Here is a 25,640-nt window from a genome sequence, read left to right on the forward strand (position 1 = left end):
AAATCGTCGCCGCCGACGATGGTGAGGTTGTCGAGGCGCACGCCCTCGTCGCTGCCGGTGGCGTCGACCTCGATGTCGAGGCTGACCCGGCCCTGGTCGTCCAGGGTGACGGTCAGGCTGTGGCTGTCGCCGCCCTTGGCCGAGCTGGCCAGCACCTCTTCCCCATTGGCGCTGACGCGCAGGGTGTCCTTCAGGCCGCCGCCGGTGTCCCAGGTGCCGAAGGTTTCCGAATCGAAGCTGATGACCACGGTCTGCCCGGCGTGCTCGGGGCCGAAGTCGAAGGTCTTGCTGGCCGTCTCGTTCTGGCCGAGGACCATCCGGTCGCCCTCGACCCCGGCCTCGCCGCTCCAGCCCTCGGCGAAGTCCTCGCTGGCCAGCACGGTGCCGGCGCCGCCGCTGCCGAGGTCGTCGACCGCCACCGGGCCGTCATTGCTGCCGGTCACGGTGATGGTGGCGGTGGCGGTGTCGCTGCCGCCCTGGCCGTCGGAGACTTCATAGGTGAAGCTCACCTCGCGGCTTTCGCCCACGCCCAGGTCCTGGAAGTCGTCGCCCGGGGTGAAGCTGTAGGAGCCGTCGGCGTTGACGGTGACCGCGCCTTCGGCCGGGCCATCGACCAGGGCGAAGGTCAGGCTGTCGCCGTCGATGTCGCTGGCCGACAACTGGCCGGTGACCGCGTCGCCGTCCTCGCTGGCGCTGATGCTGGCGTCCTCGGCCACCGGGCCGTCGTTGCTGCCGGTGACGGTGACGGTGGCGGTGGCGGTGTCGGTGCCGCCCTGGCCGTCCGAGACCTGATAGGTGAAGGTCACCTCGCGGCTTTCGCCGACCCCCAGGTCCTGGAAGTCCTGGCCCGGGTCGAAGGTGTAGGAGCCGTCGGCATTGATGGTGACCGAGCCCTCGGCCGGGCCATCGAGCAGGCTGTAGGTCAGGCTGTCGTTGTCGGCATCGGTGGCCTCCAGGGTGCCCTCGGCGGCGCTGTCCTCGCCGGCGGTCAGGCTGGCGTCGGCGGCCACCGGCGCGGCGTTGGAGGCGGCGGCGGCGGTGGTGGTGTCGTCACCCTGCTCCGTATCGCCATCTTCCCCGTCGCGGTCATCCTCTTCCCCGCCCTGGGTGGCGGCGGCGGCACGCGGCGGCGTCGGCGCGGCGGCCGCGCCGTCGCCCTCGGGAACGCTTTCCGAGGCCACGCTGCGCCCGCCGCCGGTCGCCATGTCGTCGCCCAGCGGCTCGGCCCGGCCCTCGGCCGAGCCCAGCGCGAAGCCGGCGGCGTTGGGGGCGACTGGCTGGCCGGCGCCCGGCTGGTCGGTCCCGGTCCCGGGCTGAGCCTGGGCGGAGGTGGGGTCGATGCCCTCCGGGGCGGCGCCACCCTCGGCCAGCGGATCGCCGCCGATGGTGCCGTCGTCGCGCTGCGCGGCGCCTTCCATGGTCAGCGCGGCGAGCAGGTCGCTTTCCAGCTCGTGGCTGTCCTGGTGGATGTTCTGCAGGGTGTTGGCGTCAACGCCGTCGCTGTCGCCACCGCCCACCTGCTGCTGGATCTCGGCGTCATCCAGGCGGTTGTCCTGGACCCGGCTCAGCTGGTTGATGAGGTCGTTGTTGGTGGCGTCCTCCTGGGCCCGGCTCTGGGCGGTGGAGGGGGTGTCCTCGGTGGTGTCGAGGTCGTCGCGGTCGTTGGTGGCCATGGTTCCTACCCCTCGGGGTTGGTGGTGTCGGGCGGCGGTCGAAGGGGCGGGTCGGCGTCGTGCCGGCCGGGGGGAAGTCCCGACAGGCGGCATCCAGGCCCGCTTCCGACCTGTTGAGGTAAGGATAAGTTGTTCAATGACAGGGGTCTACCTAGCCAGGGCGCATAGAAGGGGCCTATGCCCAAGGTGTATTCATGGGAGAAATCTGTGTCTTTTATCCCGTCATGCGGGAGGAATGCCTATGCCTTTGCCGTCCGGGCATATGACGGCCGGCCAATCGGCTATGCCTTTGCGCCAGTCCCCGGCTGGGTCCCCGGCGGCTGGACGGGGTTGACCGCCGCCCGCCAGGAAATATAAAACTGATATCAGTTTCAGTATTTGCCCTGTCGCTTTCCGCCGCTTGAAGGTGCGCCATGCCCGCCCCGGTCCGCCAGACCCCGCACCCGCCCGCCGAGCCGTCCGCCGACCCGCCCGCCGAGCCGTCCGCCGACCCGCCCGCCGACCCGTCCGTCGACCCGCCCGCCGACCCGTCCGTCGACCCGCCCGCCACCCCGCCCGCCGCCGCCTACCCGGCTCATCTGCTGGCCGAGGCCCGGGGGCGGGCCAAGGGGCTGCGCACCCGGGCCCAGTTGATGGCCGCCGCCGGCCACCTTTTGGAGACCCAGCCGCCGGAAGCGCTGACCGTTTCCGCCGTCTGCCACCGGGCCGGCGTGGCCAATGGCACCTTCTACCTGTATTTCGCCGACCGCCACGTCCTGCTCGATGCCCTGCTGGTTGGTTTCGTCGGCTTTCTTCAGGACACCATGCGGGCCGCCGGCGAGGGGGCGGAGGAGGCGGCGCCGGGAGCCACCGGGCGGGCCGCCACCCGGGCCTATCTGGAGTTGTTCCGGCACAATCGGGGCCTGATGCGCTGCCTGATCCATCACCCGGACAGCTTCCCCGAGGCGCGCCGGGCCTTCCACAAACTGAACCGCGAATGGCTGGCCCGGGTGGTCGCGGCCGCCCAGCGTGGGCTGGCCGCCGAGGGCCGGCCCGAGGCCCTGGACTGCGCCGAGCTGACCCGCCGGGCCTACGCCCTGGGCGGCATGGTCGACCAGTACCTGTCGGCCCTGTTCCTGTCCGGCGATGCCGAGCTGCTGGCCGTCTCCGGCGATGACGCGGCGGTGCTCGACACCTTGAACCTGATCTGGAGCCGGGGGATGGCGCCATGACCCTTCTCAGCGACGCCGAGCGCCTGCCACTGCCCGAACTGGCCCGCCATGCCGAGGCGGCGTGGCGGCGCCAGTCGGCCCATGTGGCGGAAACCTCGGCCTTCCATCAGCGCCTGTGGGCGGGGCGACGGCCGCCCGAGCGGCTCGCCGATTTGCCCGAGTTGCCGCTGTCGGACAAGGCCCAGTTGCGGCTCTCCCAGGCCGCCCATCCGCCCTTCGGCGACTATCTGGCCGCCCCCATCGAGCGGGCCAACCGCCTGCACCGCACCTCCGGCACCACCGGGCAGGCGATGAACCTGGCGCTGTCGGCCGAGGACGCGCGGATCACCCAGGTGGTCGGCGGGCGGTCGCATCGGGCCGCCGGGCTGACCGCCGGGCACCGCGTGGTGCACTGCCTGAACTACCGCATGTGGATGGGCGGCGTGTCCGACCATCTGACCCTGGAGGCCACCGGCGCCCTGGTCATTCCCTTCGGGGTCGGTGCCTCGGAGCTTCTGGTGCGCACCATCCAGGAGGTGGGGATCACCGCCATTTCCTGCACGCCGTCCTATCCGGCGGTGCTGGAACAGGTGATCGCCGAGAAGTTCCCCGGCCTCGCCCCGGCCGACCTGGGCCTGAAGCTGGGCCTGTTCGGCGGCGAGGCGGGGCTGGATGACCCCGCCTTCCGCGACCGCTTCCGCGCCACCTGGGGGATGGAGCCGAGGAACGCCAACTACGGGGTTTCGGACGTGCTGTCCAACTTCGCCGCCCAGTGCGCCGAGGACACCCGGCTGCATTTCCTGGCCGGCGACGTGCTGCATCCCGAGCTGATCGACCCCGACAGCACCGCGCCGCTGCCCCTTGAGGCCGGGCGGCGCGGCGAATTGGTGTTGACCCATCTGGTGCGCGACTGCCAGCCGCTGGTCCGCTTCCGCACCGGCGACGTGATCGAGATCGACGCCACCGAGCCCTGCCGCTGCGGGCGCACCGGCTTCCGCTTCCGGGTGGTCGGGCGCAGCGACGACATGGTGGTGGTGCGCGGCCTGAACCTGTTCCCGACCATGGTGGCGGCGGTGGTCAACGGGTTCAGCGAGCTGTCGGGCGAATATCGCATCGAGCTGCCCGGTCCGCCGCCCCACGACGTGCTGCCGGTGCGTGTGGAGTTGGCCGAGGGGGTGCCGGAAAGCCCCGCCCTGGCCGAGCGGCTGGCCGCCGCCATCAAGGCCGAGCTGGGCGCCACCGCCCGGGTCATGCTGGCCCCGGCCGGCAGCTTTCCGCGCACCGAGGGCAAGACGCGGCGCGTGGTGAGGGTCGAACCATGAGCGCTTTCACCTATCCCACCGTGCTCAGCCGCTTGGACGGGCAAAGCGGGGTGCGCACCCTGACCCTCAACCGGCCACAGCGCCTGAACGCCATGAACCGGGCCCTGATCGACGATCTGGCCCGGGCGGTCGAGGACGCCAACGCCGACCCGGCGACCCGGGTCCTCATCCTGACCGGGGCCGGCACCGCCTTCTGCGCCGGCGACGACCGCAAGGACCATGTCCACCCACAGAGCGAAGAGGCGGCGCGCGATCTGGTGCTGGCCATCCAACGGGCCACCCGGGCGATGGTCTTCGGCCCCAAGCCGGTGGTCGGGGCGATCAACGGCTGGGCGGTGGGCGGCGGTTTCGAGTGGGCGCTGAACTGCGACTTTCCCATCTGGGCCGAGAGCGGGCGCGGCTTCTTCCCCGAGGTGTCGCTGAACCTGTTCGTCACCGGCGGCGTGACGGCCCTGTTGCCGGCCCTGGTCGGGCCCTTCAAGGCGCGCGAGATGCTGCTGTTCGGCGAGCGCTACACGGCCGCCGAGCTGGCCGACCTGGGGGTGGCCTGGAAGGTGGTGGCGGACGGCGACCTGATGGCCGAGGCCATGGCCACGGCGCGCCGGCTGGCCGACCTGCCGCCGCTCGCCGTGCGGGCCATGAAGCGGGTGCTGACGGCGGTCGGCACGGCCGACCTCAACCGGGCCCTGGACCTGGAGACCGAGGCCACGGTGGCCGGCTTTCTCGACCCGGAGACGACGCGCCGCCTGGGCGCCTTCTGACCCGCCGCCCGGCTCAGCGTTCGTGGAAGGCCTGATCGAGCGCCACGTAGATCGGCTTCAGCAGGTATTCGAGCAGGGTCTTCTCGCCGGTCATGATGTCCACCTGACAGGTCATGCCGGGCAGGATCGGGTTCTCGCCCGGCCCCGGGCCCAGATGGCGGCCGTCCAGCACCACCGTGCCCTGGTAGTAGGGCTGGTCCATCTCGTCCAGGAAGGTGCTGGCCGAGATGCGCTCCAGGGTGCCGTCCATGCTGCCGTAGCGCGAGAAATCGTAGGCCGTGAACTTCACCTTCACCGGCTGGCCGGCGGTGACGTGGCCGATGTCGCGGGTCGAGATGCGGGTTTCCACGTTCAGCCCGCCCTCGAAGGGCACCACGTCGGCGATCACCCCGCCCGCCGGGACCACCGCCCCGGGGTTGGTGAAGCGCAGGTTCTGCACCATGCCCTCGGTCGGCGAGCGGGCCTCCAGGCGGCGCACCCGGTCGGACAGCTTGATCAGGGTTTCGGTCACCTGGGCCAACTCGGCGGTCACCGTGCCCATCTCGTTCAAGGCATCCTCGCGCAGGGCGGCGGTGCTCTCGGCGAGGCGGGTCTCGACCTCGGCGAGGCGCTGGAAGGCGGTCGACTGCTCGCCGCGCAGGCGCTCCACCTCGCCCAGCAGGCGGGCGTATTCGCGCTTGGTTTCAAGGAAGGTGACGCGGCTGACCAGCCCCTTGTCGACCAGCTCCTGGCGCATGTCGACCTGCTCCTTGATCAGCGCCACCTGACCCTTCACCGATTCTTCCTGGGCCTTCAGGAGGTCGATCTCGCGGCGCCGCTGGTCGAGTTGGCGTTCGAGGATGGCGAGGCGCGACTGATAGGCCTCGATGGTGGTCTGATAGATCGCCTGCTGGTCGGCCACCAGGGCGGGGAACTGGTCGGCCCCGGGGACGGCGGCGAAGTCGGGCTCGCGGCCGGTGCCGACGGCGCGCAGGCGCTCGGCGCGCAGGCGCAGCGAGGCCTGACGGGCCAGCATCTGCTCGTACTCGGCGCCCGAGGAGGCCTCGTCGAAGCGCACCAGCACCTCGCCGGCCTCGACCATGTCGCCTTCCTTGACCAGCAGCTTGCGGATGATCCCGCCCTCCAGGTGCTGGACCACCTGGATCTGCCCCGAGGGCACCACCTGCCCGGCGGCCACCGCGGTTTCCTGGATGCGGCTGACCGCCGCCCAGACCAGGAAGGCCAGCACCACGCCGCTGGTCAGGAACAGGGCCATGCGGACCAGCCGCGAGGTGCCGGTCTCCTCCAGCAGCACGTGCTGGGCCAGATAGCGCACCTGCCGGCCCCCCCTGCGGATCGGCCCGCTGGGGGTGGGCAGCCCGGTCTTGCCGGGTGCCCCCTGGCTGGGGGTCAGGGCCCGCCCGCTGTCGGCCGGGGTGGGGGGGGGGTCGGACTCGGTGCTCATGTCACTCGGCTCATGGCAATCGGCTCATGTCAGTCGGCTCAAATCAGACCTTGGGGAAGCTGGGCCAGGACCTCGTCGCGCGGCCCGGCCAGACGCAGATAGCCGCCGTCGAGGAGCAGGATGCGGTCGGCGATCTTGAGGTGGCTGGGGCGGTGGGTGACCATGAACACGGTGGTCTGCCCGCGCATCGAATCGACCGCCTTCATGAAGGCCCGGTCGCCGGCGAAGTCGAGGCCGTTGTAGGGCTCGTCGAAGAGCATGATGCCGGCCCGCTTGAGATAGGCCCGGGCCAGGGAAATGCGCTGGGCCAGACTGGACGACAGATGCTCCACACGGCCGTCGCCGACCCGGGTGTCGAAACCCTCGGGCAGGGCCAGGATGTCGTCCAGCACCTCGGCCTGTCGGCAGGCCCAGTAGAGTTCGATGTCGCTGGCGGTGGGATTGGCCAGCCGCAGGTTCTGGGCGATGCTGCCGAAGTACAGCTTGCAGACCTGGGGCACGTAGCTGATGCCGTGGCGCAACTCCAGGGGATCGAGCTGGCGGATGTCCACCCCGTCCAGGCGCACGTTGCCGGCTTGCGGGGTGTACAGCCCGGCGATCAGCTTCAAGAGGGTCGACTTGCCGCAGCCGTTGGGGCCGATCACCGCCACCACCTCGCCCGGTTCGACCTGGAAGCTGACCCCGACCAGGGCCGGGTCGGCGTCGTTGGAATAGCGGATCGACACCCGGGCGAAGGTGACCCGGCCGGTGAAGCGGGGCAGCGGGACCACCCGGGCGTCCGGGTCGCGCTCGCCCTTCAGCTTCATCAGGCTGTCGATCTGGCGGATCGAGGCGCGGATCTGCTCGAACTGGGTGGTCATGAGGAAGGCCGTCTGGATCGGCGCCAGCACCCGCCAGACCAGGATCATGGCGGCGATCAGCCCGCCCACCGACATGTTGCCGGCCAGCACCTGAAGCACTCCCAGGCCCAGGGTGGCGGTGCCGGCCAGCATGGTCACCCCGTGCGCCAGGGCGGCCATGATGCCCGACATCTGCCCGGCCTTGAAGCCGGCCAGCCCGGCCTGGGCGGACAGGTCGCGGTAACGCTGGCTCCACGTCGCCTCGGCGCCGATGCGCTTCAGGGCGCGGGTTTTCGAGAGCGCCTCGACAACGAACTCCTGGCGCCTGGAATCAAGCCGCGCCGCCGTCCCCACCCGGTTCTTGACGATCGGGAACAGGGCCACCCCGAGCAGCGCCATGACCAGGATCATGGCGGCCGGAACCAGGGCCAGCCAGCCGCCCAGCACGGCGATCACGGTGATGTGGATCAGCACGAAGGGCATCTCGAAGCTGACCATGGCCAGCGGCCCGGTGAAGAACTCGCGGACGTTCTCGAAGTCCTTGAGGCGGGCCACCTGGGCCCCGATGGTCGCCCGCTCGGTGAAGCTGGGGGCCAGCCCCAGGATGCGCTGGAACACCGCGTTGCCGATGATGTGCCCCAGGCGCGCCCCGGTATAGGCGATCATGCGCGCCCGGATGCCCTTCAGGAGGGCGTCGCCGACCAGGGCGATGGCGGCGCCGATCAGAAGGTACTGAAGGGTGCTGAGCGAGCCGGTGGAGATCACCCGGTCGTAGACCGCCATGATGAACAGCGGGGTGACCAGCATCAAAAGGTTGGACAGGAAGGTGACCAGCAGGGTCTGCCAGACCAGCGGCCGGAAGCGGTCCATGACCGCCCAGAACCAGCCCCGCTTGGCCTGCCGGGCGGCGTGGTCGTCGTGTTCCTCGGCCTTGAAGAAGTAGGCCGTGCCCAGGCTGCGCGGCGGCCTGGTCAGGGTGCGGTATTCGGCCAGCGCGCCGTCGTAGACGCGGATGCCCTCGGCGTCGTGGCCCAGCACGACCAGGGCCGGGCCGCGCTCGGGCACGAACAGGCAGGGGGTCAGCCGGGCATCCAGGGCGTGCAGGGAAAGCCGCGTGAAGCGGCTGGAGTAGTTGAGGTTGGCCAGGGTGTTGCGCAGCCCGGTCAGGTCCAGGGTGTCGGCGAAGTGGGGCAGCGCCTCGGCCACGTGGCGCGGGTCGCCGCGCCAGTTGAGGGCGTTCAAGAGGGGCAAAAGGCAGGCGGCGAGGTCGGAAGCGGCGCTGAAGCCGCCCAGCTCGGTGGTCTTGGCGTCGGCCAGACCCTCGCGGCGGGTCGGCGCGCCGCGCCAGTCGAGATGGCTGAAGTCGGGCAGGGCGGCCTTGCGCTCGGCGAGGCGCTGCTCGAGGGCCTCCCCGGCGTCGTTGTCCGGCGTCGTGGCCACGGTTTGGGCAGGAGTCTGGGCGGGAGTGGGGCTCATGGCTTGCCTCCTCCCTGGGCGGGGGAGGCGGTTTCGGTCGGGCGCGGGGTCAGCGTGCCCTCGGCCAGATCGAACACCCGGTCGGCGATCCTCAGCAGCGACGGCCGGGGGGTGACCAGGAAGATGGTGCAGCGTCCCTTGAGGTCGTCCAGCACCTGCCGGATGTAGGCGTCGCCGGCGCTGTCGACGGCGCCGTTGGCTTCGTCGAAGAGCACGATGCGCGGCTCGTGGACCAGCGCCCGGGCGATCGCCACCCGCTGCTTGATGCCGGCCGGCAGGGCGTCGTAGGCCCCTTCGCCGACCCGCGTCTCGTAGCCCAGGGGCATGCGCGCCACCACCTCGTCCAGGCCCAGGCGGGCCGCCATGCGCTTGGCGGCGTCGGTCAGCGCCGGGTTGAACATGGAGATGTTCTCGAGCAGCGTGCCCTGGAACAACTCGCCCTCCTGGGGCAGGTAGGCGACCCGGTGCTTGAGGCTGTCCGGGGTGTACTCGCCGACCGGACGGCCGTCGATCAGCACCGCGCCGCCGCTGGCCGGCAGGCTGCCCTGGATCAGGCCGAGCAGGGTGCTCTTGCCGGCCCCGTTGCTGGCCGCGATGCCGATGCATTCGCCGGCGGCGGCGTCCACGTTGACCGCGCGGAAGAGGTCGGGCAGATGCTCGGCGTAGCGGAAGGAGACGTCCTTCAGGCTGACCGCGCCGGGGGCGTCGGCCGGCAGTTCCACCTGATCGGCCCGCTCCTCCACCGGCAGCTCGAAGACCCGGTCCAGGCGCTTGCGGGCCAGACTGATGGTCTGGTAGCGCGACCACATGCCAACCGCCTTCTGCAACGGTTGCAGGGTGCGCCCGGCGAGCAGGGTGCTGGCCGCCAGCCCGCCCACCGTCATCTCCTCGCCGAGCACCAGCAGGCAGCCGTAGGACGCCACCGCGACCATGGTCAACTGCGAGAAGAAGCCGCCCAGGGCCATCCCGGCGTTGCTGTTCAGGCCGACGTCGTAGTCGCCCCGGGCGCAGGCTTCCTGCAGGCGCTCGTAGCGCCTGAGCATGACCGCCTCCATGGCCATCGACTTGATGGTGTGGATGCCGGTCAGAACCTCGATGGTGAAGTTGAGGCGCCGCTCCTGGGCGGTGTTCTGGTTCTCGATGGCCTTTTTAAGGCTCCAGGCGCCAAGCGCCGCCGAGACCACGAACAGCCCCATGACGCCGATCGGCACCAGCACCAACTGGCCGCCGATGAGAAAGATGATGGTCAGGAAAACCAGGATGAACGGCAGGTCGAACAGGGCCAGCGCGGTCTGTCCGGCATAGAACTCCTTGACCGTCTTCAGGCTGGCCATCTGCTCGACGTGCACGCCCGAGCCGTCGCGCTCGTAGGCCATCAGCGGGGTGGCCAGCAGGCGGTTCATGGCGGCGCAGCCGGCGGCGTGCTCGAAGCGCGCCCCGACCCAGCCGGAAACGTGGGCCCGGGCGATCCTCAAGACCACCTCGAAGAGGATGAAGACGACGATGCCGAGGACCAGCAGCAGCAGGGTGCCCCGGCTTTCGTTGGGCACGATGCGGTCGTAGACCTGCAGCAGCGACAGCGGCAGGGCCAGGGCCAGGATGTTCATGAACAGGGTGGCGACCACCATGTCGACCATCGACAGGCCGAGCGGGGCGAAACTGCCGACCCGTGTTTTTCCGCTCCCCACGCGGGACATCGTCTGCACCGTCACCTCATCCGCCCCGTTCCCGGCCCGCCTTCCCCCGCGCGCCTGGCGAAGGAGTCGCCAGCATTGCCACGGTCTGGCAATGTGGCTTGATAAAACCCCGGAAATCCTAGCATTTCGTTACCGCCCCACAAGTGTCTTTTCAGCGTCGGGATGGTCCGGCCCGACGCCGCCGCCGGCACCGCGCCGCGAAAGGGGGAAGCGGCGCGGCGATGATCCGCAAGGTTGCCAAGACCGCTACGCAAAAAAATCATTTGCCGGTATATCTTCAAATCTGGCATGGCAATGCCGATCTGTGGGGCGAACGCCACGCAACGGTAACGCGACGACGCCCCCTGATCGTCGGGGGCTGTGAAGAGGTTGGAGACAGGGTCGATGTCCGAGGACAAGAGAGAGCGGATCAGCCACCGCGCCTTCGAGCTGTGGCAGGCCGACGGGGCCGAGCACGGCCGCGACTGGGAATACTGGCTGCGCGCCGAGGCCGAGATCGACGCCGAGGATGCCGCCGCGCCCGCCAAGCCCAAGCGCAAGCGGGCGGCGCCGAAAGCCGACACCTCCGAAAGCGCGCCGGCCGGGGGCGAGGCCGCCGAACCGGCACCGGCCAAGAAGGCCACCCGCGCCAAGAGCAGCGCCAGCAAGTCCTCGGGAACCAAGTCGTCGACCGCCAAGAGCACGACGCGGACCCGCAAGACCACTACCTGAAACCCTATCAGGACCGCCGTGACGGTCGCCGGCCCGGCAGGGCCGAGCGGCGCCCGCCCGGCCGGGGAGTAAGCGGAACTTGGAGTTCAAGCGTGGGGTCAGCGGTCGCGCCGTGATCGAGCCCGGGCGGGCCTATCCCCTGGGCGCCCACTGGGATGGCCGGGGGGTCAACTTCGCCCTCTTCTCGGCCCATGCCGAGAAAGTCGAGTTGTGCCTGTTCGACGACAGCGGCCGGCGCGAGCGCGAGCGCGTCGCCCTGCCCGCCCTGACCGATCAGGTGTGGCACGGCTACCTGCCCGGGGTGCGCCCCGGGCAGCTTTACGGCTACCGGGTCTACGGGCCTTACGAGCCGCGCGCCGGGCACCGCTTCAATCCCTACAAGCTGCTCATCGACCCTTATGCCAAGGCGCTCTACGGGCGCCTGCAGCCGGGCCCGCTGATCCACGGCTACCGCCAGGATCACGCCCGCCAGGACCTCTCCTTCGACCGCCGCGACAGCGCCCGACAGGTGCCCAAGTCGGTGGTCGTCTCGCCCTCCTTCCCGTGGAACGAGGACCACCACCCGCGCCGCCCGTGGTCGGAAACGGTGATCTACGAGGCCCACGTCAAGGGCCTGACGGCGCGCCACCCGGACGTGCCCAAGGCCCACCGGGGCAGCTTCCTCGGCCTGTCGCACCCGGACGTGATCGACTATCTGGTCGGCCTGGGGGTGACCGCGGTCGAGCTGCTGCCCATCCACCCCTTCACCGACGAGCCGCACCTGGTGGAGAAGGGGCTGGTCAACTACTGGGGCTACAACTCGCTCAGCTTCTTCGCCCCCGACCCGCGCTATCTGGTCGGCAATTCGCCGGACGAGTTCAAGGCCATGGTCGGCCGCTTCCACGAGGCCGGCATCGAGGTCATCCTCGACGTGGTCTACAACCACACCGCCGAGGGCAACCATCTGGGCCCGACGCTCAGCCTGCGCGGCATCGACAACGCCACCTACTATCGCCTGCTGCCCGACGACCCGCGCTACTACCTGAACCATTCCGGCTGCGGCAACGCGCTCGATCTGTCGCACCCACGGGTCATCCAGATGGTCATGGACAGCCTTCGGCACTGGGTCGAGGCGATGCATGTCGACGGTTTCCGCTTCGATCTGGCCAGCGTGCTGGGGCGCAACCAGGCCGATGTCTTCGACCCCGGGGCGGCCTTCTTCGCCACCATCCGCCAGGACCCGGTGCTGAGCCGCGTCAAGCTGATCGCCGAGCCGTGGGACCTGGGCCCCGGCGGCTATCGGCTGGGCGGCTTCCCGCACGGCTTCGCCGAATGGAACGACCGCTACCGCAACGAGGTGCGCGCCTTCTGGCGCGGCGACGAGGGCATGGTGGCGGCGCTGGCCACCCGGCTGGCCGGGTCCTCGGACCTGTTCCACCAGCGCGGGCCGATGGCCTCGGTCAACTACGTCACCGCCCACGACGGCTTCACCCTGGCCGATCTGGTCTCCTACGACCACAAGCACAACGAGGCCAACGGCGAGGACAACCGCGACGGCACCGACCACAATCTGTCCTGGAACTGTGGCGCCGAGGGGGCGACCGAAAGCCCCGCCATCCGAGATCTGCGCGAGCGCCAGAAGCGCAACTTCCTGGCCACCCTGCTGTTGTCGCAGGGCGTGCCCATGCTGCTGGCGGGCGACGAGCTGGGGCGCACCCAGCGCGGCAACAACAACGCCTACTGCCAGGACAACGAGATTTCCTGGATCGACTGGGACCTTGATTCCGAGTCCGAGGAGTTGCTGGAGTTCACCCGCGGCCTGCTGGCCTTTCGCAAGGCCCATCCGGTGTTCCGCCGCAACCGCTTCTTCACCGGCAAGCCGCTGCCCGGCTTCGCCCCCGGGGGCGATGTCGCCCAGGCGACCCGGGCCCGGGGCGGCGAGGTGCCGCCGGGCGGTCCCGAGTTGCCGCTCGCCGTGCCCACCGAGGAGGGCGCGGCGGCCCGGGTCAAGGACGTCACCTGGCTGTCGGCCGAGGGGCGGGAAATGACCGACGGCGACTGGCGCGCCCCCTACCAGCGCTGTCTGGGCATGCACCTGGGCGGCGAGCCGGGCCACGGGCTGGCCACCTGGGCCCGGGGGCGGCCCTCGGCGGCGGCGCGGGACGCCCGCTTCCTGGTCCTGCTCAACGCCTATGCCGGGGGCATCGCCTTCCGCCTGCCGCCGGTGGCCTTCGGCGGCGCCTGGATCCGCATGATCGACACCTCGACCAGCATTGTCGCCTCCGGGCGGCGCAGTGACGGCGTCTACCGGGCCGGCGAGACCTATCCCCTGAACGCCCGCTCGCTGGCCGTGCTGATCGAGGAAAGTGACCTCGACCGCCTGCGTCACCCCGGTCGCCGCAAGGGGAGCCGCCGCAATGGCTGAGCCGCTGAAGGCCCGCATCGCCCGTCTGGCCGGCATCGAGACCGGTCATCACGACCTGCTCGGCACCTACCATCCGACCAGCCCCGAGGCGCGCGACGCCATGCTGGCCGGGATGGGCTTTCCGGTCGCCGACGCCGCCGACCGCGAGGCCGCCCGGCGCGCCCTGGAGGACGGCCCGTGGCTCGACTGGCTGCCGCCGGTGGTGGTGCTGCGCCAGGGGCGTCATCTGGAGGTGCCGCTCAGCCTGCCCGAGCGGGCCGGCCAGGACATCCTCGACTGGAAGCTGGAACTGGAAGACGGCGACCTGATCGAGGGCGTCGCCGAGGCCGAGCACCTGCACCGGGTGGCCAACCGGGCGGTCGATGGCGAGCGCCGCTTCCGCTGCCTGCTGCCGCTGACCCCCAAGCGGGCGCGGCCGCTGCCGCCGGGCTATCACCGGCTGAGCGTGCGCGGCAACCACGGCCTGGGGCGGACCACCCTGATCCTCGCGCCGGCGGCCTGCTGGCTGCCCCCGGGGATGGCCCATGGCGGCCGCCTGTGGGGCACCAACTGCCACCTTTATGCGCTGCGCGCCGGGCCGTCGCGCGATGTCGGCATGGGCACCTTCAGCCAGTTGGCCGAGCTGGCCGCCGGGACCGCCAAACTGGGCGGCTCGGTGGTCGGGCTCAACCCGCTGCACGCGCTGTTCCCGCAGGTGCCGGACCACGCCAGCCCCTATTCGCCGTCCTCGCGGCTGTTCCTCAACCCGCTGTACATCGATCCCCGGGCGGTGCCCGAGTGGGCCGGCCTGGACGACCCCGAGGCGGCGCTCGACGCCAAGGCGGCGCGCCGGCTGGGGCGCCGGGACGAGGTCGACTATGCGGGCGTCGATGCCCTGCTGCGGCCCGCCTTCCAGGCCCTGTTCGAACGTTTCGAGGCGACCGCCGACCCGGACTCGGAGCGCCACGCGGCGTTCACCGCCTTCCTCGAGGCGGGCGGCGAGCCGCTGGCCCGCTTCGCCATCCATCAGGCCCTGGCCGAGCGCCACGGCCCCCACTGGACCAGTTGGCCGGCCGCCCTGCGCGATCCCTTCTCGGCCGAGGTGGCCCGCTTCGCCGAGGCCCACGCGCGCGAGGTGCGCCACCACGCCTGGCTGCAGTTCGAGGCCGACCGCCAACTGGCCGCCGCCGCCGAGGCCGGGCGACGGGCCGGGCTCGATCCCGGCCTTTACCGCGATCTGGCGGTGGGGGTGGCCGGCGACGGCGCCGACGCCTGGATCGACCCCGGCCTCTATTGCCTCGACGTGCGCTTCGGGGCGCCGCCCGACGCCTTCAACCCCTACGGCCAGGACTGGGGCCTGCCGCCGCTCAACCCGCATGCCCTGAAGGCCGACGCCTACCGGCCGTTCACCGCCATGCTGAGGGCCAACATGGCCCACGCCGGGGCGATCCGCATCGACCACGCCATGTCGCTGATGCGTCTGTACTGGATCCCCGCCGGGGCCGACGGACGCAGCGGCAGCTACGTGCGCTATCCGCTGGACGACCTGATGGGCGTGCTGGCCCTGGAAAGTCACCGCCAGAAGTGTCTGGTCATCGGCGAGGACCTGGGCACCGTGCCGGCCGGCTTCCCCGAGCGCATGGCGGCCGAGAACGTGCTGTCGTACCGGCTGTTCTACTTCCAGCGCTGGGAGAGCGGCCTGTTCCGCCGGCCCGAGCTGTACCCGGCCAAGGCCCTGGCGACCCCGGGCTCGCACGACATGTACACCATCGTCGGCCACTGGCAGGGCACCGATGTGGACCTGACCCACCAGTTGGAGGTGGTCGCCGAAGGGGCCGAGGTCGAGGCCGACCGGGCCGAGCGGGCGGCCGACCGCCGGCGGCTGGTCGACGCCCTGGTCGACCAGAAGCTGCTGCCGGTCGATTTCCCGGTGGTGGCCGAGCTGGACGAGGCCCGCCTGGCCGACCTGATGGTCGCCATCCACGCCTTCCTGGCCCGAAGCCCGGCCCATCTGATGCTGGTCAACGTGGACGATCTGGCGCTCGAGGAGCGCCAGCTCAACCTGCCCGGCACGGTCGATGCCTATCCCAACTGGCGGCGCCGGCTGGGCAAGCCGGTCAAGGGGCTGCTCGGCTCGGACCTGGCCCAGCGGCTGGCGGCGGCGATCCGGCAGGCGCGGTAGGGGGGCGGCGCGGCGGGTGGCCGCCCGACTCCCCTACTCGAAGCGGACTTCCACCACCTCGTAGAAGCGCGAGCCGCCGGGGGCGGCCACCTCGACGCTGTCGCCCACCGACTTGCCGATCAGGGCGCGGGCCAGCGGCGCCTGGATGGACAGCTTGCCCGACTTCAGGTCGGCCTCGTGGATGCCGACGATCTGATAGGTCTTTTCCTCGTCGCTGTCCTCGTCGGCGACCACCACGGTGGCCCCGAAGCGCACCGTGTCGCCGGTCAGCTTGCGCGGGTCGATGACGTCGGCGTAGCTGATGATCTCTTCCAGCTCCTTGATCCGCCCCTCGATGAAGCTCTGGCGTTCGCGCGCCGCGTGATACTCGGCGTTTTCCGACAGGTCGCCATGCTCGCGCGCGGTGGCGATGGCCTGGATCACGGCCGGTCGCTCGCTGCCCTTCAGGGTGCGCAGTTCCTCTTCCAGGCGGGCCAGCCCCTGGGCTGTCATCGGGATCTTTTCCATGGCCTCAAGCGTACTCCCTGGTCGGGATGGCGGGGCGGCGATGCCGCCTTGCGTGAAAACGTGTGAGAAAAAAACACGCCGTCTGGCCCGGGCCCGGGGGGCGGACCGTGTGACGTCCATGATCTGGCGGGAAGAGCCCTGGATCAGGCGGCGCCAAAGTAGCGCTGCAAAGACTGCGCTTCAAGGGGGCCCCGTTTCAACGCCTCGATGGCCGCCACCGCCGCCCGTGCCCCGGCGATGGTGGTGAAGTGGCAGATGTTGCGCTCCAGGGCGGTGTGGCGGATGTCCCAACTGTCCTTCAGCGACTGCGCGCCCTCGGTGGTGTTGATGACGATCTGCACATGGCCGCTGATCATCTCGTCGACGCAGTGCGGGCGCCGCCCCTCGCGCACCTTGTAGGTGCGGTTGACCGGCACCTGGTTGTTCTCCAGGAAGCGGGCGGTGCCGCCGGTGGCCATCAGCGAGAAGCCCATGCCCAGCAACTGGCGGGCCACGGTCAGGGCGGCCGGCTTGTCCTCGTCGCGCACCGACAGGAAGACCTGGCCCGACAGCGGCAGGGTGACCCCGGCGCCGAGCTGGCTTTTGGCGAAGGCGCGCGGGAAGTCGGTGTCGATGCCCATCACCTCGCCGGTCGATTTCATCTCCGGGCCGAGCACGATGTCGGTGCCGGGGAAGCGGGCGAAGGGGAACACCGCCTCCTTGACCGCCACGTGGGGCCGGGCGTGGTCGGTCAGGTCGAAGACCGACAGCGGCTCGCCGGCCATCACCCGGGCGGCGATCTTGGCCACCGGGGTGCCGGTCGCCTTGGCCACGAAGGGCACCGTGCGGCTGGCCCGCGGGTTGACCTCGAGGATGTAGACCTCGCCGCCCTTGAAGGCGAACTGCACGTTCATCAGGCCGCGCACGTCCAGGCCATCGGCGAGCAGCCGGGTCTGGCGCTTGAGCTCGGCGATCTGGTCGGCGGTCAGCGAGAAGGGGGGCAGCGAGCAGGCCGAGTCGCCGGAGTGCACGCCGGCTTCCTCGATGTGCTCCATGATGCCGGCGACCCAGGTCTCGGTGCCGTCGCGCACGGCGTCGACATCGATCTCGGTGGCGCCCTGCAGGTAGCTGTCGAGCAGCACCGGCGAATCGCCGGTGACCACCACCGCCTCGTGGATGTAGTTGGTCAGCCCGGCCTCGTCGTAGACGATGCGCATGGCCCGCCCGCCCAGCACGTAGGAGGGCCGGATGACCACCGGATAGCCGATCCGCCGGGCCACCGCCTTGGCCTCGTCCAGCGAGCGGGCGATGCCGTTGGCCGGCTGCTTCAGGCCCAGCTTGTGGAGCAGTTGCTGGAAGCGCTCGCGGTCCTCGGCCAGATCGATGGCGTCGGGGCTGGTGCCGAGGATGGGCACGCCGGCCGCCTCCAGGGCGCGGGCCAGTTTCAGGGGCGTCTGGCCGCCGAACTGCACGATCACCCCCTTGACCTGCCCGGCCGTCTGCTCGCGGCGGATCAGCGACAGCACGTCCTCGGCGGTGAGCGGCTCGAAGTACAGGCGATCAGAGGTGTCGTAGTCGGTCGACACGGTCTCCGGGTTGCAGTTGACCATGATCGTCTCGAAGCCGGCCTCGTTAAGGGCGTAGGCGGCGTGGACGCAACAGTAGTCGAACTCGATGCCCTGGCCGATGCGGTTCGGTCCGCCGCCCAGGATGATCACCTTGTCGCGCGTCGAGACATCGGCCTCGCACTCGGCCGGGGTGATGCCGTCGCCCTCGTAGCAGCCGTACATGTAGGCGGTGTTCGAGGGCAGCTCGGCGGCGCAGGTGTCGATGCGCTTGAAGACCGGGGTCACCCCCAACACCTCGCGCCGGAAGGCCACCTCGGTGACCGTCTTGCCGGTCAGCTTGGCCAGCCGCTGGTCGGAGAAGCCCAGCTTCTTGGCGGCGAGCAGGGTCTGGGCGTCGCCCGGCAGGCCGTTTGCCTTGAGCTCGGCCTCGGCGTCGACGATTTCCTTCAGCCGCTCGACGAACCACGGGTCGTAATGGCTGGTGCGGGCCACCTCGGCCACCGACATGCCCAGGCGCAGGGCCTGGGCGATGACCAGCAGGCGTTCCGGCCGGGCAGTGGTCAGGGCCGCCTTGAGGGCGTCGCGCACGTCCTCGTCCGGGGTGTCGGGGTGGACCCCGGGGATGGCGATCTCGTCCAGGCCGGTGAGCCCGGTCTCCATCGAGCGCAGGCCCTTCTGGAGGCTTTCATGGAAGGTCCGGCCGATGGCCATGGCCTCGCCGACCGACTTCATCGAGGTGGTCAGCAGGGGTTGGGTGTCGGGGAACTTCTCGAAGGTGAAGCGCGGGATCTTGGTGACCACATAGTCGATGGTCGGCTCGAAGCTGGCCGGGGTGATGCGGGTGATGTCGTTCTTGAGCTCGTCCAGGGTGTAGCCGACGGCCAGCTTGGCGGCCACCTTGGCGATCGGGAAGCCGGTCGCCTTGGAGGCCAGGGCCGAGGAGCGCGACACCCGGGGGTTCATCTCGATGACCACCATGCGGCCATCCTCGGGGTTGACCGCGAACTGCACGTTCGAGCCGCCGGTCTCCACCCCGATCTCGCGCAGGCAGGCGATGGAGGCATCGCGCATGCGCTGGTATTCCTTGTCGGTCAGGGTCAGCGCCGGGGCGACGGTGATGGAATCGCCGGTGTGCACGCCCATCGGGTCGATGTTCTCGATCGAGCAGACGATGATGCAGTTGTCCGCCCGGTCGCGGACCACCTCCATCTCGAACTCCTTCCAGCCGAGCACGCTTTCCTCGACCAGCACCTGGCCGACCGGCGAGGCGGCCAGCCCGCCGCTGATGATGCGCTCGTATTCCTCGACGTTGTAGGCCACGCCGCCGCCCTGGCCGCCCAGGGTGAAGGAGGGACGGATGATCACCGGCAGGCCGATGTCGGCCAACGCCTCGCGCGCCTCGGCCATGTCGTGGACCAGATGCGAGCGCGGGCTCTCCAGGCCGATGGCGTCCATCGCCTGGCGGAACTTCAGGCGGTCCTCGGCCTTTTCGATGACCTCGCGGCGGGCGGCGATCATTTCCACCCCGTGCTCGGCCAGGATGCCCAGCTCGTCCAGTTTCATGGCCGTGTTGAGGCCGGTCTGCCCGCCCATGGTGGGCAGCAGGACCAGGGTGTCGTCGGGCCGTTCGGCGCGCTCGCGGGCGATGATCTTGCCCACCATCTCCGGGGTGATCGGCTCGACGTAGGTGGCGTCGGCCAGCCCCGGGTCGGTCATGATGGTGGCCGGGTTGGAGTTGACCAGGATGACCCGGTAGCCCTCCTCCTTCAGCGCCTTGCAGGCCTGGGCCCCGGAGTAGTCGAACTCGCAGGCCTGGCCGATGACGATCGGCCCGGCGCCGATGATGAGGATGCTGTCGATGTCCGTGCGTTTGGGCATGAAGGGGCTTTCGGCGGAGTCGGTCTTGGGAGGGGCTCGGCGATGGCGCGGTTGTGGCGCGGCGGCGGGGCGACCGCTCAGGCGGCGCGGTCGATCAGGTCGGTGAAGCGGCGGAACAGATAGTGGCTGTCCTGCGGGCCGGGGCTGGCCTCGGGATGGTACTGGACGCCGAACACCGGGCGGTCGGTCACCTTCAGGCCCTCCAGCACGTTGTCGAACAGCGAGACGTGGGTTTCCTCCACCCCCGCCGGCAGGCTGTCGCGGGCCACCGCGAAGCCGTGGTTCATGCTGGTGATCTCGACCTTGCCGGTGGTCAGGTCCTTGACCGGGTGGTTGGCCCCGCGATGGCCCAGGGCCATCTTGAAGGTCTTGGCACCCAGCGCCAGGCCCATCATCTGGTGGCCCAGGCAGATGCCGAACAGGGGCATGCCGTGGTCGATCAGCCGCTTGATCACCGGCACCGCGTGGCGCCCGGTGGCCGCCGGGTCGCCCGGGCCGTTGGAGAGGAACACGCCGTCCGGCTTCAGGGCCAGGATGTCCTCGGCCGCGGTGCGCGCCGGGACCACCGTCACCTTGCAGCCGGCCGAGGCGAGGCAGCGCAGGATGTTGTGCTTGGCCCCGTAATCGATGGCCACCACGTGGCGGCTGGGTGCGTCCTGCTCGCCGTAGCCCTGGCCCAGCTCCCAGCGGGTCTGGGTCCACACGTGGGTCTGCGTGCAGCTTACCGAGTCGGTCAGGTCGAGGCCTTCCAGGCCGGGGAAGGCGCGCGCCTTCTCCATCAGCGCCGGCAGGTCGAAGTTGCCGTCCGGGTCGTGGCACAGCACCGCGTTGGGGGCCCCCAGGTCGCGGATGCGCCGGGTCAGGGCCCGGGTGTCGACGCCGACCATGGCGACCAGCCCGCGCGAGATGAGCCACGCCTCCAGCCCCTGGCGGGCTCGGAAGTTGCTGGGCGCGGTGATGTCGGCCCTTAGGATGCAGCCCCGGGCGGCCGGGGTGGTCGCCTCGATGTCCTCGGGGTTGGCCCCCACGTTGCCGATGTGCGGGAAGGTGAAGGTGATGATCTGGGCGGCGTAGGAGGGGTCGGTCAACACCTCCTGATAGCCGGTCATGGCGGTGTTGAAGACCACCTCGCCGACCGCCACCCCGGTGGCGCCGGCGCCGCGCCCGAACAGCACCTCGCCCCCCGCGGTGACCAGAACCGCCGTCGCGCCCGGAGGAGGGACGAGGGCGGCGAGGTCGGCGCTGTCGGGCATGGTCGGCGAGGTCCTTGAAAAAGCGGGAGGGGGGCGCGCGGCAACCCTCCGCCGGCGCAACGGGGCACCGGACGGGGGTTGCTGGCTGCCCTGCTTGTATCCAGAAAGTCGGTTTCGTGTCAACCCGTCCGTTGTTTGGAAAGTTCTTTATTCTCAGTGCGTTGGCGTTGATCATTCCTTTTGCCAACGGGCTCCGGGCGGGCTATTCTCTGCCCTTTCCCTACAACCGACCTGTCGCCCGGTTCGTCCGGGCCAGCATGGAATTGATCGCCAGACCATGATTCGCGAGCAGCTGACCGAAGCCCTCAAGGAAGGTATGCGCAGCAAGGACCAGACCCTGCTGTCCACCGTGCGCCTGATCCTGGCGGCGCTCAAGGACCGCGACATCGCGGCCCGTGGCAAGGGCCAGCCCCAGGGCCTGTCCGACGAGGAGGTGCTGGCCATGCTGGCCGGCATGGTCAAGCAGCGCACCGAGAGCATCACTCTTTATGAACAGGGCGGGCGGCTGGAGTTGGCCGAGGCGGAGCGCCAGGAGATCGAGGTCATCCGCCGCTTCATGCCGCGCCAGCTCAGCGCCGAGGAGGCCGGCGACGCGGTGCGCGCGGTGATCGCCGAATGCGGCGCCTCCGGCCTCAAGGACATGGGCCGGGTGATGGCGGCGCTGAAGGAGCGCTTCGCCGGCCAGGTGGACATGGCCAAGGCCAGCGCCCTGGCCAAGCGGGAGCTGGGCGGTCCGGCCTGAGGGGCGGCGCCGCCGTCGGCTGCCCGCGCGCCATGGCCATCCCCCCCGCCTTCCTGGAAGAGTTGAAGGAGCGCACCCGGCTGTCCGAGGTGGTCGGCCGCAAGGTGCGCCTGCAATCCAAGGGGCGCGGCGAGCACCTGGGCCTGTGCCCGTTCCATAACGAGAAGACGCCCAGCTTCACGGTCTCCGACGACAAGGGTTTCTATTACTGCTTCGGCTGCGGGGCCTCGGGCTCGGTCATCGACTTCGTGATGAACACGGAAGGCCTGGCCTTCCCCGAGGCGGTGGAGAAGCTGGCCGCCGAGGTCGGCATGGCCGTCCCCACCCCGGACCCGGAGACACGGCGCCGCGAGGCCCGGCGGGCCACCCTGGTCGAGGTCATGGAGCTGGCCTGCCAGCACTTCGAGCGCCTCCTGAAGCTGCCCGAGGGGCAGGCCGGGCGCGACTATCTGACCCGGCGCGGCCTGGAGGCCGAGACCCTGGGCCGTTTCCGCCTGGGCTACGCGGGCTCGGCCAGCGGCGGGCTGAAGGCGGCCCTGGCCCGCGAGGGGGTGGACGAGGCGCTGATGCTGGAGGCCGGGCTGATCCGCCGGCCCGAGGATGGCCGCGCCCCCTATGACTACTTCCGCGACCGGGTGATCTTTCCGATCACCGACCGCCGGGGCCGGGTCATCGCCTTCGGCGGCCGGGTGCTGGATGATCGCCAGCCCAAGTACCTGAACAGCCCCGATACCCCGCTGTTCGACAAGAGCCGGGTGCTCTACGGGCTGGCCCAGGCCGGCGAGGCGATCCACCAGGCCGGCCGGGTGGTGGTGGTCGAGGGCTACATGGACGTCATCGCCCTGGCCCGCCACGGCATCCGGGAAGCGGTGGCGCCGCTCGGCACGGCGCTCACCGAAAGCCACCTCAAGGCGTTGTGGTCGCTGGCCCCGGAGCCGATCCTTTGCTTCGACGGCGATGCCGCCGGCGGCCGCGCCGCCAGCCGCGCCGCCGAGCGCGCCGTGGCCCTGCTCGGCCCCGGGCGCTCGCTGGGCTTCGCCCTGCTGCCGGCCGGCCGCGACCCGGACGATCTGCTGGCCGCGCAAGGGGCGCCGGGCATGGAGGCGGTGCTGGCCGCCGCCCGTCCCCTGGCCGACGTGCTGTGGGACCAGTTGACCGCCGGCCAGGAGTTGACCACCCCGGAGCGACGGGCCGCCCTGGAGGCGCGCATCGAGACCCTGGTCGGGCGCATCGACGAGCGCACCGTGGCGCGCCGCTACCGCGACGATTTCCGGGGCCGTGCCTTTGCCCTGTTCCGTGGCGGCCGTGGCGGCCGGGGCGGGCGTGACGGGATCCGGGCCGGGGGGCGTGACGCGGGTCGGGCGGGTGGGCGTGACGGGTATGCCGCCGCCGGTCTGCCCGGGGTGCCGGGCAGTGGCGCGGCGCTGCCGGTGGCCGGTCTGCACCAGCGCATCCTGCTGGCCGCCGCCATCGCCCATCCGGGGCTGTTCGACCACATCGGCGAACGGCTGGGCCTGCTGTTATGCGATGAGGTCCGCCTTGACAGCTTGCGGCGCGAGGTCGTAAAGACCCTCACCGCCCATCCGGACCTTGACGCGGAGGGTCTGAAGGCCCACCTGTGCAGCCTTGGATATGCGCGGGAGGTCAGCTCTTTGCTCGGGTCCGCCGTCTTCACCCATGCCGCTTTCGCGCGCCCCGAGGCGTCGCCGGAGGCGGCCCGTAGCGGCTGGGACCATGTCCATGCCCTCAGCCAACAGGCGGCGTTGATGGCCGATATCCACGAGGCAGAGGTCCGACTGGCCAACGAAATGAGCGAGGAAGCCTTGAGCGCCCTCACCGCCCTCAAGGATATGGCCCGCCGTCTGACCGGCAGCGAGGACGGCGACGGACTCTCCTGACACCTGGGCCCGGCCGGGTGGCGGGCCGCCCAGGCGGTCACGACGCTCCGGAACCGAAGCCTGAAACTTCTTTATTTTACTAGGGACGGCAGACAACCCCATGGCGAGCAAGGCAGCGAAGGCGGCGGAAGCCGAGGCCCCGGAAGAGTCGGGCGATGCCCCCCTGATCGATAACGTGAACGCCGCCCTCAAGAAGCTGATCCAGCGCGGCAAGGACCGCGGCTACATCACCTACGACGAGATCAACCGCGCGCTGCCCTCCGAGCAGGTCTCCTCCGAGCAGATCGAGGACACCATGGCGATGATCTCCGAGATGGGGATCAACGTCATCGAGAACGAGGAGGAAGCCGAGGAGGCCCAGCCCGAGGCCGAGGCCGAGTCCGACGACTACACCGGCAACGTCAGCGAGGACGACGTCGGGCGCACCGACGACCCGGTGCGCATGTACCTGCGCGAGATGGGCTCGGTGGAGCTGCTGTCGCGCGAGGGCGAGATCGCCATCGCCAAGCGCATCGAGGCCGGCCGCGAGATGATGATCGGCGGCATCTGCGAAAGCCCGCTGACCATCCGCGCCCTGCTCGAGTGGCACGACGCCCTGCTCGAGGGCAAGATGATGCTGCGCGACATCATCGATCTCGACGCCACCTACGTCGCCGAGGCGACCGCCGACGATCCCGAGGACACCGATGGCGACTCGGGTGGCGACTCGGAGGACGAGGACGGCCCCGCCGAGGCCGCCAACGATGATGATGCCGAGGGCGAGGCGGACGACGGGGAAAATGGCGACGGCACGGGCGCCGAGGCGACCGGTCGGGGTGACGGCGAGAACGCCGAGTCCGACGAGGAAGGCGAGGAGGCCGAGGCCAACGTTTCGCTGGCCGAGATGGAACGCCGCCTGATGGACGATGTGCTGGCCTCCTTCGAGGCCATCGCCATGACCTACAACAAGGTCCGCAAGGTCCAGACCCAGCGCCTCGACTACCTGCAGAAGGGCAACCCGGTCCCGGCGGCCACCGAGAAGCGCTACCAGCGCCTGCGCAACGACCTGATCCAGCTGATGGAGGATGTGCACCTCAACTCGGCGCGCATCGAGTATCTGGTCGAGCACCTGAACGACCTCAACCGCCGCCTGATGGGCCTGGAGGGCAAGCTGTTGCGCCTCGCCCTGGGCTGCCGCATCAAGCGCGAGGAGTTCCTTCAGGCCTACTACGGCAGCGAGCTTGACCCCAACTGGCTGGAAACCTGCGCCGAGCGCCCGGCCAAGGGCTGGGCCGAACTGGCCAGGAAGCATGGCGACGAGGTGGGCCGCATCCGCGAGGGCATCCGCCAGGTCTCCGAGGAGGCCGGCCTCGCCCCGATCGAGCTGCGCCGAGTGGTCGCCACCGTGCAGAAGGGCGAGCGCGAGGCCAACAAGGCCAAGAAGGAAATGATCGAGGCCAACCTGCGCCTCGTCATCTCGATCGCCAAGAAGTACACCAACCGCGGCCTGCAGTTCCTCGACCTGATCCAGGAAGGCAACATCGGCCTGATGAAGGCGGTCGACAAGTTCGAGTACCGCCGGGGCTACAAGTTCTCGACCTACGCCACCTGGTGGATCCGTCAGGCCATCACCCGCTCGATCGCCGATCAGGCGCGCACCATCCGCATCCCGGTGCACATGATCGAGACAATCAACAAGCTGGTCCGCACCAGCCGCCAGATGCTGCACGAGATCGGCCGCGAGCCGACCCCGGAGGAACTGGCCGAAAAGCTCCAGATGCCCCTGGAGAAGGTGCGCAAGGTGCTGAAGATCGCCAAGGAGCCGATCAGCCTCGAAACCCCCATCGGCGACGAGGAAGACAGCCACCTGGGCGACTTCATCGAGGACAAGAACGCCATTCAGCCCCTGGACGCGGCGATCAACGGCAACCTGCGCGAGACCTGCACCCGGGTGCTGGCCAGCCTGACGGCGCGCGAGGAGCGGGTGCTGCGCATGCGCTTCGGCATCGGCATGAACACCGACCACACCCTGGAAGAGGTCGGCCAGCAGTTCAGTGTCACCCGCGAGCGCATCCGCCAGATCGAGGCCAAGGCGCTGCGCAAGCTGAAGCACCCCTCGCGCTCGCGCAAGCTGCGCAGCTTCCTCGACGGCTGAGCC

Annotated in this window: 16 protein-coding genes; 9 read left to right on the top strand and 7 right to left on the bottom strand. The window is 70.3% G+C overall.

Annotated features, from left to right (window positions below; genetic code table 11):
- Positions 1 to 1,673: cadherin-like domain-containing protein (locus BLR95_RS00705; RefSeq protein WP_143130900.1), on the bottom strand; the 1,673-nt coding region annotated here is incomplete at its 3' end.
- Between the two features lie 413 nt (positions 1,674 to 2,086).
- Here BLR95_RS00705 and BLR95_RS00710 point away from each other — a divergent pair.
- Genes BLR95_RS00710 through BLR95_RS00720 form a run of 3 tightly spaced genes read left to right on the top strand, consistent with a single transcriptional unit; the run spans position 2,087 to position 4,946 of the window.
- Positions 2,087 to 2,884 carry a TetR family transcriptional regulator gene (locus BLR95_RS00710; RefSeq protein WP_092614016.1) on the top strand — a complete coding sequence of 266 codons (798 nt, stop codon included), beginning with the start codon at positions 2,087 to 2,089 and terminating at the stop codon, positions 2,882 to 2,884.
- On the top strand, positions 2,881 to 4,185 hold the full coding sequence (locus tag BLR95_RS00715) for a phenylacetate--CoA ligase family protein (protein ID WP_092614017.1): 1,305 nt from the start codon (positions 2,881 to 2,883) through the stop codon (positions 4,183 to 4,185). The genes BLR95_RS00710 and BLR95_RS00715 overlap by 4 nt, the downstream gene beginning before the upstream one ends.
- A complete protein-coding gene (locus BLR95_RS00720) occupies positions 4,182 to 4,946 on the top strand; it encodes an enoyl-CoA hydratase/isomerase family protein (protein ID WP_092614018.1) in 765 nt (254 codons plus the stop codon). The genes BLR95_RS00715 and BLR95_RS00720 overlap by 4 nt, the downstream gene beginning before the upstream one ends.
- 13 nt (positions 4,947 to 4,959) lie before the next feature.
- Here the strand turns inward: BLR95_RS00720 and BLR95_RS00725 are convergent, their stop codons facing one another.
- The 3 genes from BLR95_RS00725 to BLR95_RS00735 are packed head-to-tail and all read right to left on the bottom strand — an operon-like array spanning position 4,960 to position 10,402.
- Entirely contained in the window at positions 4,960 to 6,390 is a 1,431-nt protein-coding gene (locus BLR95_RS00725) for an HlyD family type I secretion periplasmic adaptor subunit (RefSeq protein ID WP_092614019.1), read from the bottom strand.
- A gap of 38 nt (positions 6,391 to 6,428) precedes the next feature.
- The gene (locus tag BLR95_RS00730; RefSeq protein WP_092614020.1) at positions 6,429 to 8,705 is read right to left on the bottom strand and encodes a peptidase domain-containing ABC transporter; all 2,277 of its coding nucleotides are present in this window, start codon (positions 8,703 to 8,705) and stop codon (positions 6,429 to 6,431) included.
- Positions 8,702 to 10,402, bottom strand: coding sequence for a peptidase domain-containing ABC transporter (locus BLR95_RS00735; protein ID WP_092614021.1), 1,701 nt, complete (start codon positions 10,400 to 10,402; stop codon positions 8,702 to 8,704). The genes BLR95_RS00730 and BLR95_RS00735 overlap by 4 nt, the downstream gene beginning before the upstream one ends.
- A 384-nt stretch (positions 10,403 to 10,786) precedes the next feature.
- Between BLR95_RS00735 and BLR95_RS00740 the strand changes: the two genes are divergently transcribed.
- From BLR95_RS00740 to malQ, 3 genes are all read left to right on the top strand, one after another.
- Positions 10,787 to 11,113, top strand: coding sequence for a DUF2934 domain-containing protein (locus BLR95_RS00740; protein WP_092614022.1), 327 nt, complete (start codon positions 10,787 to 10,789; stop codon positions 11,111 to 11,113).
- 79 nt (positions 11,114 to 11,192) lie between these two features.
- A complete protein-coding gene (gene glgX, locus BLR95_RS00745) occupies positions 11,193 to 13,517 on the top strand; it encodes a glycogen debranching protein GlgX (protein WP_092614023.1) in 2,325 nt (774 codons plus the stop codon).
- Entirely contained in the window at positions 13,510 to 15,678 is a 2,169-nt protein-coding gene (malQ, locus tag BLR95_RS00750) for a 4-alpha-glucanotransferase (RefSeq protein WP_092614024.1), read from the top strand. Before glgX ends, malQ begins: the two co-directional genes overlap by 8 nt.
- A gap of 33 nt (positions 15,679 to 15,711) precedes the next feature.
- Here malQ and greA read toward each other — a convergent pair whose 3' ends face one another.
- The 3 genes from greA to carA all read right to left on the bottom strand — a co-directional run bounded on the left by greA (position 15,712) and on the right by carA (position 20,863).
- On the bottom strand, positions 15,712 to 16,185 hold the full coding sequence (gene greA / locus BLR95_RS00755) for a transcription elongation factor GreA (RefSeq protein ID WP_092614025.1): 474 nt from the start codon (positions 16,183 to 16,185) through the stop codon (positions 15,712 to 15,714).
- Positions 16,186 to 16,328: 143 nt separating this feature from the next.
- Positions 16,329 to 19,610 carry a carbamoyl-phosphate synthase large subunit gene (gene carB / locus BLR95_RS00760; protein ID WP_092614026.1) on the bottom strand — a complete coding sequence of 1,094 codons (3,282 nt, stop codon included), beginning with the start codon at positions 19,608 to 19,610 and terminating at the stop codon, positions 16,329 to 16,331.
- Between the two features lie 77 nt (positions 19,611 to 19,687).
- Entirely contained in the window at positions 19,688 to 20,863 is a 1,176-nt protein-coding gene (carA, locus tag BLR95_RS00765) for a glutamine-hydrolyzing carbamoyl-phosphate synthase small subunit (protein WP_092614027.1), read from the bottom strand.
- Positions 20,864 to 21,140: 277 nt separating this feature from the next.
- Here carA and BLR95_RS00770 point away from each other — a divergent pair, with 277 nt between their 5' ends.
- From BLR95_RS00770 to rpoD, 3 genes are all read left to right on the top strand, one after another.
- Complete coding sequence (locus BLR95_RS00770; RefSeq protein ID WP_092614028.1) at positions 21,141 to 21,605, top strand: GatB/YqeY domain-containing protein; 465 nt, start codon at positions 21,141 to 21,143, stop codon at positions 21,603 to 21,605.
- Between the two features lie 32 nt (positions 21,606 to 21,637).
- Positions 21,638 to 23,503 carry a DNA primase gene (gene dnaG / locus BLR95_RS00775; protein WP_092614029.1) on the top strand — a complete coding sequence of 622 codons (1,866 nt, stop codon included), beginning with the start codon at positions 21,638 to 21,640 and terminating at the stop codon, positions 23,501 to 23,503.
- A 100-nt stretch (positions 23,504 to 23,603) separates the two neighbouring features.
- Positions 23,604 to 25,637 (top strand): RNA polymerase sigma factor RpoD, encoded by a 2,034-nt coding sequence (gene rpoD / locus BLR95_RS00780; RefSeq protein ID WP_092614030.1) that lies wholly within the window; start codon positions 23,604 to 23,606, stop codon positions 25,635 to 25,637.
- Positions 25,638 to 25,640: the final 3 nt, after the last annotated feature.

Origin of the sequence: Roseospirillum parvum, from assembly GCF_900100455.1 — a bacterium.
Lineage (GTDB): Bacteria > Pseudomonadota > Alphaproteobacteria > Rhodospirillales > Rhodospirillaceae > Roseospirillum > Roseospirillum parvum.

What these genes read in the sequence shown, in the direction of transcription:
- BLR95_RS00730 (WP_092614020.1), bottom strand. Translation starts at nt 8,705, where the DNA reads ATGAGCCCCACTCCCGCCCAGACTCCTGCCCAAACCGTGGCCACGACG.
- BLR95_RS00735 (WP_092614021.1), bottom strand. Translation starts at nt 10,402, where the DNA reads ATGTCCCGCGTGGGGAGCGGAAAAACACGGGTCGGCAGTTTCGCCCCG.
- BLR95_RS00740 (WP_092614022.1), top strand. Translation starts at nt 10,787, where the DNA reads ATGTCCGAGGACAAGAGAGAGCGGATCAGCCACCGCGCCTTCGAGCTG.
- BLR95_RS00770 (WP_092614028.1), top strand. Translation starts at nt 21,141, where the DNA reads ATGATTCGCGAGCAGCTGACCGAAGCCCTCAAGGAAGGTATGCGCAGC.
- BLR95_RS00710 (WP_092614016.1), top strand. Translation starts at nt 2,087, where the DNA reads ATGCCCGCCCCGGTCCGCCAGACCCCGCACCCGCCCGCCGAGCCGTCC.
- BLR95_RS00725 (WP_092614019.1), bottom strand. Translation starts at nt 6,390, where the DNA reads ATGAGCACCGAGTCCGACCCCCCCCCCACCCCGGCCGACAGCGGGCGG.
- BLR95_RS00720 (WP_092614018.1), top strand. Translation starts at nt 4,182, where the DNA reads ATGAGCGCTTTCACCTATCCCACCGTGCTCAGCCGCTTGGACGGGCAA.
- dnaG (WP_092614029.1), top strand. Translation starts at nt 21,638, where the DNA reads ATGGCCATCCCCCCCGCCTTCCTGGAAGAGTTGAAGGAGCGCACCCGG.
- carA (WP_092614027.1), bottom strand. Translation starts at nt 20,863, where the DNA reads ATGCCCGACAGCGCCGACCTCGCCGCCCTCGTCCCTCCTCCGGGCGCG.
- rpoD (WP_092614030.1), top strand. Translation starts at nt 23,604, where the DNA reads ATGGCGAGCAAGGCAGCGAAGGCGGCGGAAGCCGAGGCCCCGGAAGAG.
- carB (WP_092614026.1), bottom strand. Translation starts at nt 19,610, where the DNA reads ATGCCCAAACGCACGGACATCGACAGCATCCTCATCATCGGCGCCGGG.
- malQ (WP_092614024.1), top strand. Translation starts at nt 13,510, where the DNA reads ATGGCTGAGCCGCTGAAGGCCCGCATCGCCCGTCTGGCCGGCATCGAG.
- BLR95_RS00715 (WP_092614017.1), top strand. Translation starts at nt 2,881, where the DNA reads ATGACCCTTCTCAGCGACGCCGAGCGCCTGCCACTGCCCGAACTGGCC.
- greA (WP_092614025.1), bottom strand. Translation starts at nt 16,185, where the DNA reads ATGGAAAAGATCCCGATGACAGCCCAGGGGCTGGCCCGCCTGGAAGAG.